This is a genomic window from Sphingosinithalassobacter tenebrarum (assembly GCF_011057975.1).
In the GTDB taxonomy this organism is placed as follows: domain Bacteria; phylum Pseudomonadota; class Alphaproteobacteria; order Sphingomonadales; family Sphingomonadaceae; genus Sphingomonas; species Sphingomonas tenebrarum.
Genome location: NZ_CP049109.1, coordinates 1,751,042 through 1,766,396 on the forward strand (window position 1 = coordinate 1,751,042; position 15,355 = coordinate 1,766,396).

General features: G+C 63.6%; 13 protein-coding genes. 8 read left to right on the plus strand and 5 right to left on the minus strand.

The features are described from left to right. The first annotated feature begins 155 nt into the window (after positions 1-155). The 7 genes from G5C33_RS08600 (at position 156) to G5C33_RS08630 (ending at position 7,108) form a co-directional block, all read left to right on the plus strand. A complete protein-coding gene (locus G5C33_RS08600) occupies positions 156-2,846 on the plus strand; it encodes a bifunctional [glutamine synthetase] adenylyltransferase/[glutamine synthetase]-adenylyl-L-tyrosine phosphorylase (protein ID WP_407698080.1) in 2,691 nt (896 codons plus the stop codon). After that, the gene (locus G5C33_RS08605; RefSeq protein ID WP_407698068.1) at positions 2,843-3,328 is read left to right on the plus strand and encodes a peroxiredoxin; all 486 of its coding nucleotides are present in this window, start codon (positions 2,843-2,845) and stop codon (positions 3,326-3,328) included. The genes G5C33_RS08600 and G5C33_RS08605 overlap by 4 nt, the downstream gene beginning before the upstream one ends. Continuing rightward, entirely contained in the window at positions 3,328-4,137 is an 810-nt protein-coding gene (locus G5C33_RS08610; RefSeq protein ID WP_165326833.1) for a ferritin-like domain-containing protein, read from the plus strand. Before G5C33_RS08605 ends, G5C33_RS08610 begins: the two co-directional genes overlap by 1 nt. A 167-nt stretch (positions 4,138-4,304) precedes the next feature. Next, positions 4,305-5,420, plus strand: a complete 1,116-nt coding sequence (locus G5C33_RS08615) for a M23 family metallopeptidase (RefSeq protein WP_228275252.1) — start codon at positions 4,305-4,307, stop codon at positions 5,418-5,420. 87 nt (positions 5,421-5,507) lie between these two features. Continuing rightward, positions 5,508-5,849: an iron-sulfur cluster insertion protein ErpA gene (erpA, locus tag G5C33_RS08620; protein ID WP_165326835.1), complete on the plus strand. Its 342-nt coding sequence runs from the start codon at positions 5,508-5,510 to the stop codon at positions 5,847-5,849. 15 nt (positions 5,850-5,864) lie between these two features. Beyond that, the gene (gene xth / locus G5C33_RS08625) at positions 5,865-6,635 is read left to right on the plus strand and encodes an exodeoxyribonuclease III (RefSeq protein WP_165326836.1); all 771 of its coding nucleotides are present in this window, start codon (positions 5,865-5,867) and stop codon (positions 6,633-6,635) included. A gap of 194 nt (positions 6,636-6,829) precedes the next feature. Continuing rightward, complete coding sequence (locus G5C33_RS08630; protein WP_165326837.1) at positions 6,830-7,108, plus strand: hypothetical protein; 279 nt, start codon at positions 6,830-6,832, stop codon at positions 7,106-7,108. A gap of 41 nt (positions 7,109-7,149) precedes the next feature. Here the strand turns inward: G5C33_RS08630 and G5C33_RS08635 are convergent, their stop codons facing one another. Beyond that, positions 7,150-8,331, minus strand: coding sequence for an N-acetyltransferase (locus G5C33_RS08635; protein WP_165326838.1), 1,182 nt, complete (start codon positions 8,329-8,331; stop codon positions 7,150-7,152). 139 nt (positions 8,332-8,470) lie between these two features. Here G5C33_RS08635 and G5C33_RS08640 point away from each other — a divergent pair, with 139 nt between their 5' ends. Beyond that, positions 8,471-9,580, plus strand: a complete 1,110-nt coding sequence (locus G5C33_RS08640; protein ID WP_165326839.1) for a fatty acid desaturase family protein — start codon at positions 8,471-8,473, stop codon at positions 9,578-9,580. Positions 9,581-9,631: 51 nt separating this feature from the next. On the opposite strand, the gene lptG is transcribed toward G5C33_RS08640, so the two are convergent. From lptG to spt, 4 genes are all read right to left on the minus strand, one after another. Then, positions 9,632-10,768: an LPS export ABC transporter permease LptG gene (gene lptG, locus G5C33_RS08645; RefSeq protein WP_228275253.1), complete on the minus strand. Its 1,137-nt coding sequence runs from the start codon at positions 10,766-10,768 to the stop codon at positions 9,632-9,634. After that, on the minus strand, positions 10,726-11,916 hold the full coding sequence (lptF, locus tag G5C33_RS08650) for an LPS export ABC transporter permease LptF (RefSeq protein WP_206518660.1): 1,191 nt from the start codon (positions 11,914-11,916) through the stop codon (positions 10,726-10,728). The genes lptG and lptF overlap by 43 nt, the downstream gene beginning before the upstream one ends. Before the next feature lie 127 nt (positions 11,917-12,043). Beyond that, positions 12,044-13,999: an ATP-binding protein gene (locus G5C33_RS08655; RefSeq protein WP_165326840.1), complete on the minus strand. Its 1,956-nt coding sequence runs from the start codon at positions 13,997-13,999 to the stop codon at positions 12,044-12,046. 52 nt (positions 14,000-14,051) lie between these two features. Further along, positions 14,052-15,314, minus strand: a complete 1,263-nt coding sequence (gene spt, locus G5C33_RS08660) for a serine palmitoyltransferase (RefSeq protein ID WP_165326841.1) — start codon at positions 15,312-15,314, stop codon at positions 14,052-14,054. Positions 15,315-15,355 lie beyond the last annotated feature (41 nt).

A 15,355-nucleotide genomic window follows, 5' to 3' on the forward strand; every position in this document is an offset into this window, starting at 1 on the left:
GCTCGCGCGCGGCGCTTCAACCCGATAACTCGGGGAGGCCTCCGGGGACGATCGAGGGTGCGTTCCAACCATATAGATTAAAACCGATATGTTCGAAATTTGTTGCTTGACAGGGGCAAAAAAACTTTGCGCGCATACAAGAAGGAACGGTTGTGATTCCGCCCGACAGGCTTGAGTCAGCCCTGAGCCGCGCCCGGGGGAATGCGCCGTTTCTGGACAGCCTGCTGGCCAGGGAGCCGCAGATCACCCAAAATGTCGACGCATTTCGGCGCGACCCGCTGCTTGTCGCTGCGCAGGACATCGCTCCCGAAACGCCGATGGCCTCTCGATTGCGGATCGAGCGACGGCGCGTGGCACTCGGTACGGCGTTATGCGATCTCTCCGGCGCCTGTGATCTCATGCAGGTGACGCGGATTCTCAGCGACTTTGCCGATAATGCTCTCGACCGGGCCATCCGTACCGCCATCTTCGAAAGGACCCCGGATGCGGAGCCGCGCGGCTTCGCAGCGATCGCAATGGGCAAGCTAGGCGGGCGCGAGCTCAATTATTCCTCCGACATCGATCTGATTTTCCTGGCCGATCCTGAAACGCTCCCGCGCCGCACGCGCGAGGAACCGGGCGAGGCGGCGATGCGTGTCGGGCGCCGCGTCGTCGAACTGCTGCAGACCCGCGATGCCGACGGCTATGTCTTCCGCGTCGACCTGCGGCTGCGTCCGTCGCCGGAGGCGACGCCCATCGCGCTGCCGGTGGATGCGGCGATTTCCTATTATGAATCGCAGGCACTGGCCTGGGAGCGGGCGGCGTTCATCCGGTCGCGCGTCGCTGCCGGGGATCGCGCGCTCGGCGAATATTTTCTCGAGGCGATTCATCCCTTCATATGGCGGCGCGCGCTCGATTTCGGAGCTATCCGTGAGATACGCGCGATCTCCCACCGAATCCGCGACCATTATTCCCAGACGCAGCGCTTCGGGCCGGGCTATGACCTGAAGCGGGGACGCGGCGGCATCCGCGAAATCGAATTCTTTGCCCAGATCCACCAGTTGATCCACGGCGGGCGCGATCCTGGTCTGCGCGTCCCGGCCACCTTGCGCGCGCTTGCCGCGCTGGCCGATGCCGGCTGGATCGACGGTTATGATGCGGGCGGACTGGCGGCGGCGTATGACGTTCTGCGCAGGATCGAACATCGCGCACAGATGATTGACGATCGCCAGACCCATATTCTGCCGGAGGACGCCGAGGCGCTCGATCGCGTGGCGGCGCTGGACGGCGTGGCGAACGGGCGAGCGCTGCTCGAACAGCTCCGCCCGCAGGTCGAGCGTGTCGGACGCATCTATGACGGGCTCGTCGACGATGACGGGGAAACGGCAAGGCTGCCGCAGGGAACCGGGCTGGAAAAGCGGCTCGCGGACGCCGGCTTCGCCGATGTACCCAATGCGCTGCATCTGATCGAGAAATGGCGCAGCGGCCGATATCCGGCATTGCGCACCGGCGCTGCGCGCGACGCACTGGAGGATGCGTTGCCGGGGATGATCGACGCGTTCGCCGATGCGCCGGAGCCCGCCGCGGCGCTTGCGCGGGTTGATACGCTGCTCTCTCGGCTGCCCAGTGCGATCAATTTCTTTCGTTTGCTCGAGGCGCAACCTGCGCTTGCGCGGCTGCTCAGTACGATCCTCAGCCATGCACCGACGCTTTCGGAAGCGCTGGCGCGTCGGGCCGAACTGCTCGACGGGCTGATCGATGCCACCGCGCTCGATCCGATGCCCGCCACCGAGGTGCTGGCGGCGGAAATGGCGCGGCGCGAACCCGGCAGCGACTATCAGTGGCTGCTCGATCATGTCCGTCGTATCGTAGGCGAACGCCGCTTCGCGCTGGGGGCGCAGATCGTTGCCGGGGTCAGTGACCCGCTGGAAGTATCGGCAGGCTATGCGCGCGTTGCCGAGGCCGCGATCGACGTGCTGGCGGAAGCGACGGTCGCCGAGTTCGAAGCCGATCACGGGCGGGTGCCGGGCTGCGAACTGGTGGTACTCGCACTGGGCCGGATGGGCGGTGGCGCGCTGACCCATGCCTCCGACCTCGATCTGGTCTATCTGTTCACCGGTGATTATTCGGCCGAATCGAACGGCCGGAAACCGCTCGGTGCGGTCACCTATTTCAATCGGCTCGGGCAACGGATCAGCAGTGCCTTGTCGGCCCCGACCGCAGCGGGGCCGCTCTATGAAGTCGATACCCGGCTGCGCCCTTCCGGTGCGCAGGGGCCGCTCGCCGTCTCGCTTGAAGGGTTCCGTCGATACCAGGAGGAAAGCGCCTGGACTTGGGAGCATATGGCGCTCACACGCGCGCGTCCGATCTTCGGCTCGGATGCGGCGCGGGCCGAAACCGCGAAGATCATCAACCGTGTTTTGAACGGAGCGCGGCCCGAGCGCGATATCGCCGCCGATGCGACGCGCATGCGCCGGGAGATGGCGGCGCACAAGCCGCCCTCGGGGCCGTTGGACGTCAAGCTGCTCGACGGCGGCCTGGTCGATCTGGAATTCACCGTTCAGGTTCTGCAACTCACGCGTCACACGGCGCTCGATCCCGATCTGGGCGACGCGATCGACGCGCTGATCGGCGAGGGCCTGTTGCCGCGCGGATTGCGTGAGGCGCATGATTTTCTTTCGCGACTGCTGGTGACGATGCGGCTGGTAGCGCCCGATTGCGACGAGCCTTCACCGCCGACGCGCAAACTGCTCGCGCACGCCGTCGGGGCCGAAAGCTGGGAAGCCGCGGTTGCGTCGCTCGAGGCGACACGGCAGGAGGTGCGCCAATGCTGGGCCGCGGTCCGGCGCGAATCCGATGGAGAATGACGCAGATGGCGATTGAGGAAGGCGACCGGATTCCTGCAGTGACGCTGACCGATGGCGAGGATCAGCCGCTGGTGTTGCAGGATCATGCGGCGGGCGAAATTTTCGTCCTCTATTTCTATCCCAAGGACGACACGTCCGGCTGTACGCGCGAGGCGCAGGATTTCAGTGCGCTACTGTCCGAATTCCAGCTTGCCGGAGCGCGTGTTCTCGGCGTGTCGAAGGACAATGCGATCAAGCACCAGAAATTCATCGCCAAATACGACCTGACGATACCGCTGGCCACCGATGCCGAAGGCGCCGCGATGGAGGCGTTCGGTGTGTGGGTGCAGAAGCAGATGTACGGCAAGACCTATATGGGAATCGACCGTTCGACCTTCCTGTTCGACACCGACGGCAAGCTGGTGCGCGCCTGGCGCAAGGTGAAGGTTCCCGGCCATGCCGTTGAAGTGCTCGAGGCAGTGAAGGAACTGGCGAACAGCTGATGCACAGTATCGCCGAGGCCGCGCGCGCGGTTCTCGAAACCGCCGAGCCGGCCGAAAAGGTGAAGACCGCGCGGCTGGCGGCGCGCCGGTGGCGGCGCGGCGAACTCGCGCATCGTTTCGATGTCGCGATGCCGGAGCGTCCCGCCTGGCCCGAACGGCCCGAACTTCTGCCGCCCAATCGCATGCCCAAGCGGGGAAGGGCGGGATCGCCGCGCGCGCGGGTCGCGCTCGTGCACGCGCTCGCCCACATCGAATTTGTCGCAATCGATCTCGCGTTCGACATGCTCGGTCGATTCGGCGGGGCGTTTCCGCGCGGTTTCGTCGACGACTGGATCGCGGTGGGCGCGGATGAAGCGATGCATTTCGCGCTGCTCGATCGGCGGCTGCGCGGCATGGGCAGCCACTATGGCGCATTACCGGCGCATGCCGGTCTCTGGGAAGCGGCGGAAGAGACGGCTGGAGACGTGATGGCGCGGTTGGCCGTCGTGCCGATGGTGCTCGAGGCACGCGGGCTCGATGTCACGCCGGCGACGATCAGTCGGTTCGAAGCTGCCGGCGACAGCGCGACCGCCAGAATCCTCCACCGGATCCTGAAAGACGAGATACGGCATGTCGGTTCGGGAACGAAATGGTTCGAATCCGCTTGTGCGCGTAACGAAATTGCGCCGCAAGCGGTCTGGCGAGACCTCGTTGCGCGGCATTTTCGAGGCATCGTTAAGCCTCCGTTCAACGATTCAGCGCGCCAAGCAGCCGGTTTGACGCGAGAATACTATGCGGCGCTTGCGCACGACGGCGAAAATTTCCCATAGGTTAAGGCGTCCGGCGACGAGGGGGCTTTGTCGCGGGCAGACTGATCATTTGGCAGGCGTTTCCGGCGGGTCCCCGGGAATGTCTGCGGGGTACCACCGGGGAACGCATGGCAAACGCTTCGAAACAACACAACGCGGGTCTCTTCAAACGGTTCCGCGCCTTGTTCATGACGCGCGATTTGATTCTGCATGACGGTCGCGACCTGCGGCGTTTCAGCATCGCCGGCCGTACCCAGGCGTTTCTCGCCTGTGTGGCTACGCTGACGGTGGCTTTCTCGGCCTATGGTGTTTCGCAGGCGACGGCGGACGCGATTGCCGTTTCGGGAATTTCCGCGGCACGCTCGCCCGAAGAGCAGATGGCCGACATGCGCCAGCAGGTGATGCGAATGCAGGCGGATATCGCCGCGGCCAAGGAAGCCGCGCGCATCCATGCCGCCCGCGTCGAGGCGCGCCAGCGCCTGATTTCCGCAGTGCTTTCGGGCAAGGGCGATGCTGACGAACTCAGCCGGCCGCTTCCCGACGCTCCCGAAACCAGCGCGATGACCGACGAAGTGCTCGCGCCGCTGCGCCGCATCGAAACGCGGCAGCGCGCCTTCGCACAGCGTGCAATCGCTGCGGGCGAGGCGCGGTTCGAGCAGACCGCCAACCATCTTCGCCGCTTGGGGCTCAATCCCGACCGCTTTGTCGATGTGGAAGCAATGGGCGGCCCCTATGAGCCGGCTACCGACGATCCCGAAGGCACAGAAGCCGATGCCGATGCGCAGTTCCGGTCGCTGTTCATGACCTGGAAGAAGCTTGATACGCTCGAACAGACCGTGATTTCGGTGCCGTCGCTCCGCCCGGTCGATCATGTTCGCCTGACTTCGGGGTACGGCGTGCGTTCGGATCCCTTCCGCGGCACGCGCGCAATGCATGCCGGGATCGACATTCCCGGTCCCGTCGGAACCAAGGTCTATGCGACTGCGGACGGCATCATTTCGCGCGCCGGCCGCGCCGGCGGCTACGGCAATCTGGTGGAGATCAATCATGGCCGCGGCATCGAAACCCGCTATGGCCATTTGTCGCAGATCCTGGTGAAGGACAATCAACAGGTGCATCGCGGCGATTTGATCGGCCTTATGGGGTCCACCGGTCGTTCGACCGGCAGCCATCTTCATTACGAGGTCCGAGTCGACGGTCGGGCGGTCAATCCCGTTCCGTTCCTGCACACCGGCGAGTATCTGACCGATCTGCAGGCTCGCGGCCGCGAAAACGCAGTGGGCGGCCCGGCCGAAGCCGAATAAGCAGCTGGCAGATCGAGAAGCACCGGGCGCGAGCACTATGTCCGCGCCCGGTTGCCGTATTCGGGAAGCGTCACTATCTGAGTTGGTATGACGGCAACCGCCCAAACCGAAATTGCCCTGACGCCCGCCGCGGCGGCACGCGTGGCGGCAATCGCCGAAAAGCAGGACAAGCCGGCTATCCTGCGCCTCTCCGTGGAAGGCGGCGGCTGTTCGGGCTTTCAATACAAGTTCGGCTTTGCCGATGGGATCGAAGGTGACGATATTGTTGCCGAGACCGATGGCGTCCGGCTGGTGGTCGATTCGGTGAGCCTCGATCTGGTGCGCGGGTGCAGCGTCGACTATGTCGAATCGCTGGGCGGGGCGGCGTTCCGCGTCGAGAATCCGAATGCTGCTGCGGGCTGCGGCTGCGGTTCCAGCTTTGCGGTCTGACCGGTTGCGCGACCGTTGAAAATCGTCAGCTTCAACATCAACGGCATCAAGGCGCGGATGCCGCGGCTGCTCGAATATCTCGACGAGCAGAAGCCCGATATCGCCTGTCTTCAGGAACTGAAATCGTCGGATGAAACCTTTCCGGCGAATGATCTGCGCGAAGCAGGCTACGGCCTGATCTGGCACGGCCAGAAGAGCTGGAACGGCGTTGCCGTGCTTGCGCGCGGGGGTGATCCGATCGAGCGGCAGCGCGGCCTGCCCGGTGATTCCGAGGACGAGCAGAGCCGCTATCTGGAGGCGGAAATCGACGGCGTGATCGTCGCGTCCATCTATCTGCCCAACGGCAATCCGCAGCCGGGCCCCAAATTTGATTACAAGCTGCGCTGGATTGAGCGGCTGGAGTCGCGCGCGCGCGAATTGCTTGCCGAGGAAAAGCCGGTTGTTTTGGCGGGCGATTACAACATCATTCCCAATGATGACGATGTCTTTTCGGTCAAGGCGATGGCGAATGACGCGCTGATGCAGCCCGAATCACGCCAGGGCTATCGACGCCTGCTCGCGCAAGGATGGACCGATTCGCTGCGCACGCGCTTTCCGGCGGGCGGGATCTGGACCTATTGGGACTATCAGGCGGGCGCCTGGCAGCGCGACAACGGCTTTCGTATCGACCATCTGCTGCTCAGTCCGCAAGCCGCCGACCGATTTGTCGATGCCGGCGTCGACAAGGAATATCGCGCTCGGGAAAAGGCGAGCGATCACGCGCCGACCTGGGTACGGCTGCGCTGAAGCGAGCGGCGGGGGTTTCGCGATCTTCGCCCAATATCGGGGGATAGTCCCGCAAGTTGGCAATTGGTACGAATCGTACTAAATTGTAACCATATGAAAATGCACGATAAGCTACTTTGGCACGGTGCATGCAGTTCGTCGGATGCAGGCGCGAGGGGTTTTCGCGGCTGCCTTGTGACGAGAGGAGATGCAGCATGACATCGAAGAAAACGCGCCTCGGCGGAGCGATCATGGCTGGCCTGATCGCGGCGACCATCGTGGCGGCCCCGGCAGGGGCGCGCCCGCAGGCCGCGCCGGGCAACTCACAAACACCGTCGGCGGGCGCCACGCCCAAGCCGACCGAAGCCGATTCGCGCCGCTATTGTGTCGAGAATCGCTACACCGGCTCGCGGCTCGCGCGGAAGACATGCAAGACTCGCGCGCAGTGGATCGCACAGGACGGGTTCGACCCGCTCAAACCGTCCCGGAAATGAGCGGAGGGGCGACCCGGCGAGCAGCCGGGCCGCCCCGTTCCTCATCCGATCGGCTTCTGATAGACGATATATTCCCGGTTCACCTGGCTCTGAATCGCGTCGGCAATCGCGATCATTCCCTGATTGTCGTCGAGGATCCAGCCGATCTCGCCGCGTTCCGCGCCATAGTTGGCGGTGGCCGAGCGGCGGATATATTCGATCATCATGAAAGCCAGTTGGCTCGCCATCCGCGAGCTCTGCAGTCGTTTGACCACGCCCATCAGCGGCACGCGCATCGTCCGCGATTTGGGTTTGCGGAGCCACAGCAGCAGCTTTGCCCAGCCGAAGGGCAGCAGGCTGCCCTTGAGCGGCGCGATCGCTTCGTTGAGATTGGGCAGGGTAATCATGAACGCCACCGGCTCGCCGTCGAGCTCCGCGATGCGGATCAGATCGTTGAACACGATCGGCTTCAGCTTCTTGCCGACATCGTCGATCTCGGGCGGAGTGAGGGGGACGAACCCCCAATTGTCTGACCAGGCGTCGTTGAGGATAGCGAGGATGATCTCGGCTTCCCGATCGAAATTCGATTTGTCGACCTCGCGTACATTGATACGCGCATTCTTCTCGCCCGACTTGACGATCCGCTGCACCACCGGCGGAAATTCCCTGGTGATGTCGAGTTCATAGGTGAGCAGCTTCTTGGTCGGCGCGTAGCCGGCGCCTTCGATCCAACCGCGATATTGCGGCGCGTGATGCCCCATCATCACGGTCGGCGCGTGGTCATGCCCCTTCACCAACAATCCGGGCTCTTCCCAGATCGAAAGGCTCACCGGCCCCAGCGCGCGGGTCGTTCCCTTGCCGGCTAGCCATTGTTCGGCCTGTGCGATCAGCGCCTGTGCAGTCGCTTCGTCCTCTGCCTCAAACATGCCCCAGAAGCCGGTGCCTGGTCCGAATCCCTGCTCGGCGGGCATTTCCAGCGCCAGCGTGTCGATATGTGCGGAGATGCGGCCGACGGTCTTGCCGTCACGTTCGGCAAGGAACAGCTGACCCTCGGCATGGCTGAACCAGCCGTTCTTTTTCGGATCGATGGTTCCGGCCACTTCGCTCTTGAGCGGCGGCACCCAATGGGGATCGTTCGCGTTCAGACGAAAGGCCAGATCGATAAAGGCTTTGGTGTCGCGCTTGCCGGAAACGGGGCGGACGACAATATTGGCGGGCAAGGCAACCTCGTAGGGGAAATGCATTGATTTTGCGCAATGCAGTCCTGCCTTGAGGGTGCCTTGTCAAGCGACGCCGACATGCGCAGGGGAATGCGGCCGCACCGGTGGCATTCCGCAACTGGCATGCCAACATCTAGCCACTATCTGATGGCAGTAGCAGACAATGACCGACACATTTGCCTTGAAGCCCGCCGATGCGCCGACGCGCGAGGTGCGGGAGCCGCGCATTCGCCTTTCGGGCGTCGCCGATGATCGCGAGATGATGCGTGCCGCGGCGGAACTGACGCGGGACCTGCAAAAGCCCAAGCAGTGGCTCTACTGGACCGACTGTCTGGTTTCGGCGGCGATCGGCTATGCCGCGCTGGTCGGCGCAGTGCTGGCGCCGAATGTCGGCTGGGCGTTGCTCGCCGGGGTGGTGTCGATCCTGGCTTTGTATCGCGCGACCTTGTTCATCCATGAAATCACGCATGTGAAGCATTCGTTGCTGCCGGGTTTCCGCACGGGGTGGAACGTGCTTGTCGGCATGCCGATGATGCTGCCTTCGTTCATGTATGAGGGCATTCACGCGATCCATCATTCGCGCACGCGCTACGGTACGGCCGAGGATCCCGAATATCTGCCGCTTGCACATATGAAGCCGTCGACGCTGCCGATCTTCCTGTTGGTTTCGGTGCTGATGCCGGTCGGGCTGCTGATCCGCTTCGGCATTTTGACGCCCCTCTCGCTGATCTTCCCGAAGCTGCGTCGCGTGGTCGTCGCCAAATATTCGGGGCTGCAGATCAACCCGGGCTATGAACGCAAGGCGCCGACCGGCGAATTCCGCCGCCAATGGGCGTTTCAGGAAACGATCTGCAGCATCTGGGCGATCGGTGTGATCGCGCTGGTCGCGACGGGGATTTTGCCGCTCAAGGCCTTCGCCATCTATATGGGCGTGATCTCGGGCGTTGCGGTGATCAATCAGGTCCGCACCTTGGTCGCGCATCTGTGGGAGAATGAAGGCGAACCGCTGACGGTGACGGCGCAGTTCCTCGATAGCGTCAACGTGCCGCCGCCTTCGTTCCTGCCGTACCTGTGGGCGCCGGTCGGGCTGCGCTATCACGCGCTGCATCACTTGCTGCCGAGCCTGCCCTATCATTCGCTGACTCAGGCGCACTACCGCCTTACCGAAGCCTTAGGGCTCGAATCGACCTATCACAAGGCCAGCTACCCGACGCTCTCGGGGTTGATGGCCCGGCTCGCCAACAACACGATGAAGCCGCGCGACGGCAGATAAGCGCGCGGACGGGATAGTCATGCGAAGGGGTGGGGCCGGGCGGCTCCGCCCCTATTCTTCTGTCTTGAGCAGCAGCGCCTCGCCGATCATCAGAAAGAGCAGGAACGGCGCCCAGGCGGCAAGGAAGGGCGGATAGGCGCCCAGATTCCCCATCGCGATCGCGAAATTGTCGGCCATGAAATAGAGAAAACCGAGCGCCATTCCGATCACCGCGCGGATGAACAGCTTGCCCGATCGCGCCACGCCGAACGCCGCGACGGCGCCGAGCAGCGGCATCAGCACTGCCGACAGCGGCCCCGACAGTTTGTGCCACAAGCTGCCTTCCAGCGCCTTGGTGGGGCGGCCTACGGCCCTGAGCTGATCGATGGCGTCGCGCAATTCGAAGAAGGAAAGCCCGTCAGGATTGACTGAGGAAAGCGTGAACTGATCCGGTGTCACCCCCGGCGCGATTGCGGTAGTGCCGACTTCGCTCATGGTTCCGCTGGCGACATCGAAGCGACGGGAATCGGTGATCCGCCAGCTATCGCCTACCCGTTGACCGCGTTCGGCCATCAGGATCGACTTGAGACTGCCGGCGCCGCGTTCGTACACGGTAATGCCGTAAAGCTGCGTGTTGCTCTGCTCGTTGCGGATCTGGTCGACTTCGATCAGATTCTCGCCCGATCGCACCCAGACATTGGCCCGATTGCCGCGATCGATCGGCATGTCGCCATAATCGACTTTCTTCCATTGATCGAGCGTGGCGGTGGCGCGAGCCACGATCCGTTCGTTGAATGCGAAGGAAATTCCCGCGACGAACAGTCCCGCGACGATCAGCGGCGCCAGCACCTGATGCGCCGACAGGCCCGAAGCCTTCATTGCGATGACTTCGCTATTCTGGTTGAGCGTCACCAGCGTGATCACGGTGCCAAGCAGCACCGAGAAGGGCAGAAAGGTCGCAATGATCTGCGGCGTGCGCAGGCTGACGTAACGCCAGACTTCGGCATCTCCGTTATTGGGATCGGCAAGGATGCGCCCCGATTCGCTCAGCAGATCGAGCGTCTGCAGAATCAGCACCAGCCCCGCGAGTACCGCGAAGCTGCGCACCAGGAACATCCGCGCCATGTAAAGCGACATCGTGCGCGACGGAAAGAAATTGGTCGCGCTCACGTCGATTTCCTCCGCCCGGGCAACAGGCTGAGCAGCCATTTGCCGATCTTTTCAAACGCCTTTTCGAGCGCGCCGATCGGTTGCCCGCCGGGAACATAGGCGACCTGATAATACATCCAGAATACCAGGGCTGCGAACAGCGCGAATGGCCCCCACAAGGCGATCACCGGATCGACCAGGCCGAGGCTGCCGATCGATTCCCCATATTCGTTGACCTTGTGATAGGTGACGATCATCACGATCGACAGGAACACGCCGAGCGCCGATGTCGATCGCTTGGGCGGAATCCCCAGCGCGGCGGCGAGCATCGGCAAGAGCAGCATCGTCGCCACTTCGACGAGCCGGAAATGCAGCGCCGCGCGGCTCGTGTTTCGTTCCTCCTGGCTGACACCGGGATCGCCCCCCGTCGCGAACAGTTCGGGGATGGTCAGCTCCAGATTCCGCCCGCCGCGACTTCGGAAATTCTCGAATTTGGGCAGGTCGATCGGCAGATCGTGGGCCGTGAAAGTGAGCACGCGCGGTACCGGCGAATCCTGCGATTTCTGAGTCAGCGTGCCGTTGGTCAGGCGAAAGATGATGACGTCGGGATCGTCGGTGCGCAGAAACTGGCCGCGCTCGGCCGTGACGGCGAGCCATTCGCCCACGCGCGGCACGGCATGGACGAAGATGCCCGACAGATTGTGTCCGTTATCCTCGCTCTTCTCGATACGCAGCGTCATCGCGTCGCCGAAACTGGTGAATTCGCCGACCTTGATCGATGCGCCGAGCGCACCCGAGCGCAGCTCGTAGCGAAGCTGCTCATATCCGTATCGCGCCTTGGGCTGGATGAAGCCGACAATGGCGAGATTGACCAGCGCTAGGACGATCGCGAACATGTACGGTACGCGCAGCATACGGCCATATCCCATGCCCACCGCGCGCATTACGTCCAGCTCGCTGCTGGTCGCCAGCCGCCGGAAGGCGAGCAGGATGCCGAGCAGGACGCCGATCGGAATGCCGAGCCCGAGATATTCGGGCAACAGATTGGCGAGCATTTCCCAGACGACGCTGACCGGACCACCTTCGCTCGCGACGAATTCCAGCAGGATGCGGATGCGATCGAGCACCAGCAGCATCGATGCGATCACCAGATTTGCAATCAACGGCACCGCGATCAGCCGCGTCATATAGCGATCGATCGATTTCATGCGATGCCAGCAAAGCCTTTGGACAGATCAGCAAAACGGCGCGAAGCGCCAGCGGATCGGCTCGCTATACCGGGGTGATCGGCCCCCGTCATCCGTAGAATTTGAGGGATGGGGGCGACGCGCCGGGTCATCGCTTCGCTTCGTGTCGGCGCCCGCCTGGCGCCGCACCGCGTGTTGCCTCGTCGATTGCATGCTGGAGACTCGCGAGCGTAAACGGCTTGCGCAGGACGGGGTGGCCTTCGAAATCCGCTGCATCCATTTCGCCCGCGAAGCCGGTAACGTAAAGTATCGGCGCATCGCCGATGCGATCGCTGTTCGCGGCGATCATTTCCGGCCCGGTCTGGCCCGGCATCAGCACGTCCGAAAGGATGAGATCAAGCGCTTCCATCCGGTCCAGAAGTTCCGGCGCGCGCAGCGGATCCTCGCAGGCCACCGGGCGGTGGCCAAGCTCGGTCAGCGCGCCGATGGTCGCGGAAAGGACGCGTGGATCATCCTCGACCACGAGAATGGCGAGCGACTGCTCGGCCGCGGCTGGGGCGCTGTCGATCGCGACGGCCGCCGGCGTGGCTTCGCCCTCGTATCGCGGCAGGTAGAGCGTCACCGTCGTTCCCGCTCCCGGAGCCGTTCGGATTGCGACGTCGCCCCCGGATTGTCGCACGAAGCCGAAGATCTGGCTGAGTCCGAGCCCGGTGCCCTTGCCCGCGGGCTTGGTAGTGAAAAAGGGCTCGAAGACGCGGTCAAGGACTTCGGGGGGCATGCCGGCGCCGTCGTCCGTGACCGCGATAGTGACGTAATCGCCTGCATCGAGGCGCCCGACTTCGTTCTCAGAAAGCGAACCGCCGCCGGTCGCTACGGTCAGCGAACCGCGGCCTTCCATCGCGTCGCGGGCGTTGACGGCGAGATTGAGGATCGCATTCTCCAGCTGGTGACGATCGACCCAGACTGACCAGCCGCGGTTTTCATGGCGCGTTTCGATCGCGATGCCGTCGCCCAGCGTACGATCGAGCAGGTCGGACATGCCCGAAACCAGCGCGTCGGGGTCGACCGCTTCCGGGAGGACCGGTTCCGAGCGGGAAAAGGCGAGCAGCCGCCGTGTGAGCGCGGCGGCGCGATTGGCGCCCTCCATCGCGTTTTCGATATGCCGCTGCGCGTCCCGGCCGCCGGTCTGCAGATGTCGCCTGGCAAGTTCCAGACCACCCAGAACAACTGCCAGCATGTTATTGAAATCGTGTGCGATACCGCCTGTCAGTTGGCCGACCGCTTCCATCTTCTGCGCCTGACGAAGCTGTGCTTCGGCCTCTTCGCGTTCGCGCGCCTCGGCGCGGAGGCGTTCCGTGGCCACGGACACTGCCTGTTCCAGCTCGGCCGACCGCACGCGTTCGTCGGTGGCATCGGCATCGGCTGCCGCGCGGTCATTGATCGCCTGGACGGTCAACCAGCCCAATATGATCGCGCCGAGCACGATCAGAATACCGAAGGCCGCGAGGACCTGGGACACTTGGACGGCATGCTCATTCGATCGGGCCAGTGCTTCGGACCGTTCGGCCAGCTGCACGCGCTGATAATCGATGATCCCGCGCAACCGGTCGGTAAGCGCCTGCAGCGCATCGCTTTCGCTGACAGCATAGAATTTTCCGAGCGCGTCGGCATTGCGGTGATGGACAGAATAGGCCGATGTTTCCGCCAGTTCGTCTCCGCGTGCACGAAAGGCATCTCGCAACAGCGCGATCTGCCGGCGCTGCACCGCGTCCTCGCCGGCCATCCGGTCAATCCGGTCGATCTGATCGGCAGCCTTGCGCCAGGCTTCGCTATATTGCTGACCGATCCGTTGATCGCCGCTGACCACATACCGGCCGAGTGCGGCTTCGGCGCGACCGATCTGGCCGGACAGCGTCGTCGCGCGGATGATCACTTCATAGGTATGCGCCTGCCGCTCGAGGGCGACGTCGCGCTGTTCGGTGCTGCGCATCTGCAGCGTGAGCAAAGCGACGAAGATACCCGTGCCGAGCAGCGTGAAAACCGCCAGCATCCCCAGGCGCCAGTTCACTCCGGGAACCGCGCTCGCTTCATCGGCTGCGTTCATGACCCAGTCGCTTCTAGAGCCCCGCGACTCGCCTGAAAAGCGCCTGTTCGGATCAGCCGATCACGCCTACGGCAGTACCCGCCGCACGAAACATCTCCAGGATCTGCTCGACCTGCTCGCTCGAATGCTCCGCGCAGAGCGAACAGCGCAGCAGATAGGTGCCCGCGGGTGTCGCCGGCGGGCGCGCCATGTTGACGTAGAGACCGCCTTCGAGCAGCGCCTGCCACATCATCACCGCCTGGGTCTGGTCCTTCAGGATGACCGCGATGATCGCGGATTGCGGCGTTTCGGTGCCGAGGGTGAAGCCCATTTCGCGCAGGCCGCCATGCAGGCGGCGGCTGTTTTCCCACAGATGCGCGCGCTTGTCGCCTGCATGCATCAGCTTGCGGATCGACGTCGCGGCTGTTGCGACCACGCTTGGCGGCAGCGAGGCGGTGAACACATAGGGACGACAGACGAGGCGCATCACGTCGAACTTGGGATGGTTCGAAACGCAGAAGCCGCCGACCGTGCCGACCGATTTGGAGAAGGTGCCGACGACGAAATCGATATCGTCCTCGACGCCCATTTCCTCATAGACGCCGCGCCCGTTCGGGCCGAAAAAACCCATGCCATGCGCTTCGTCGCACAGGATCATCGCGCCGTGCTTCTTCGCCACCGCCACCATCTCGGGCAGCGGCGCAACATCGCCGACCATCGAGTAGACGCCCTCGAGCACGACGAGCTTGCCTGCCTCTTTGGGAAGGCGCCCCAGCCGCTTGTCGAGATCCTCGACGCTGTTGTGGCGGAACCGCACGACTTCGGCATTGCCCATCGCACAGCCGTCATAGATCGACGCATGGCTGTCGGCATCGAGGATGATGTATTCGCCCTTGCCCGCAAGGGTGGAGATCATGCCGAGATTGGCCTGATAGCCGGTCGAAAACACCATTGCGTGCTTTGTGCCGTAAAACTCCCTGAGCGCGTCCTCGCACTCCTTGTGGCCCTGATAGGTGCCGTTGAGGACGCGGCTGCCCGTCGTCCCCGATCCGAATTCGTCGAGCGCCTTCTTGCCCGCCGCGACGACGTCGGGGTCGAAGGTCATGCCCATGTAATTATAGGTGCCCAGCAGGATCGTTTCCTTGCCCTTGATCACGGCAAGGGTAGGGGACTTCACTTCGTCCATCACGATCGCGAAGGGATCGCGCACGCCGCTGGCGAGCAGCGCCTCGCGCTCGGCGATCAGCCCGTCGAATTTGGAGAAAAGGTCGCGCTCGGGCGCTACGTCACCCGGTTCGTTCGGGAGCTGGTGCGCGGTCTGGGCGGCTTCGGTCATATTTCGCTCTCAGTTCCAACCGTTCGGGTCGAGTAGCCATC

Bases quoted from the DNA above. Each gene is read 5' to 3' on its own strand.
- G5C33_RS08605 (WP_407698068.1), top strand. From the start codon at position 2,843: ATGACGCAGATGGCGATTGAGGAAGGCGACCGGATTCCTGCAGTGACG.
- G5C33_RS08610 (WP_165326833.1), top strand. From the start codon at position 3,328: ATGCACAGTATCGCCGAGGCCGCGCGCGCGGTTCTCGAAACCGCCGAG.
- G5C33_RS08615 (WP_228275252.1), top strand. From the start codon at position 4,305: ATGACGCGCGATTTGATTCTGCATGACGGTCGCGACCTGCGGCGTTTC.
- erpA (WP_165326835.1), top strand. From the start codon at position 5,508: ATGACGGCAACCGCCCAAACCGAAATTGCCCTGACGCCCGCCGCGGCG.
- G5C33_RS08630 (WP_165326837.1), top strand. From the start codon at position 6,830: ATGACATCGAAGAAAACGCGCCTCGGCGGAGCGATCATGGCTGGCCTG.
- G5C33_RS08635 (WP_165326838.1), bottom strand. From the start codon at position 8,331: ATGCATTTCCCCTACGAGGTTGCCTTGCCCGCCAATATTGTCGTCCGC.
- G5C33_RS08640 (WP_165326839.1), top strand. From the start codon at position 8,471: ATGACCGACACATTTGCCTTGAAGCCCGCCGATGCGCCGACGCGCGAG.
- lptG (WP_228275253.1), bottom strand. From the start codon at position 10,768: ATGGCTGCTCAGCCTGTTGCCCGGGCGGAGGAAATCGACGTGAGCGCG.
- lptF (WP_206518660.1), bottom strand. From the start codon at position 11,916: ATGAAATCGATCGATCGCTATATGACGCGGCTGATCGCGGTGCCGTTG.
- G5C33_RS08655 (WP_165326840.1), bottom strand. From the start codon at position 13,999: ATGAACGCAGCCGATGAAGCGAGCGCGGTTCCCGGAGTGAACTGGCGC.
- spt (WP_165326841.1), bottom strand. From the start codon at position 15,314: ATGACCGAAGCCGCCCAGACCGCGCACCAGCTCCCGAACGAACCGGGT.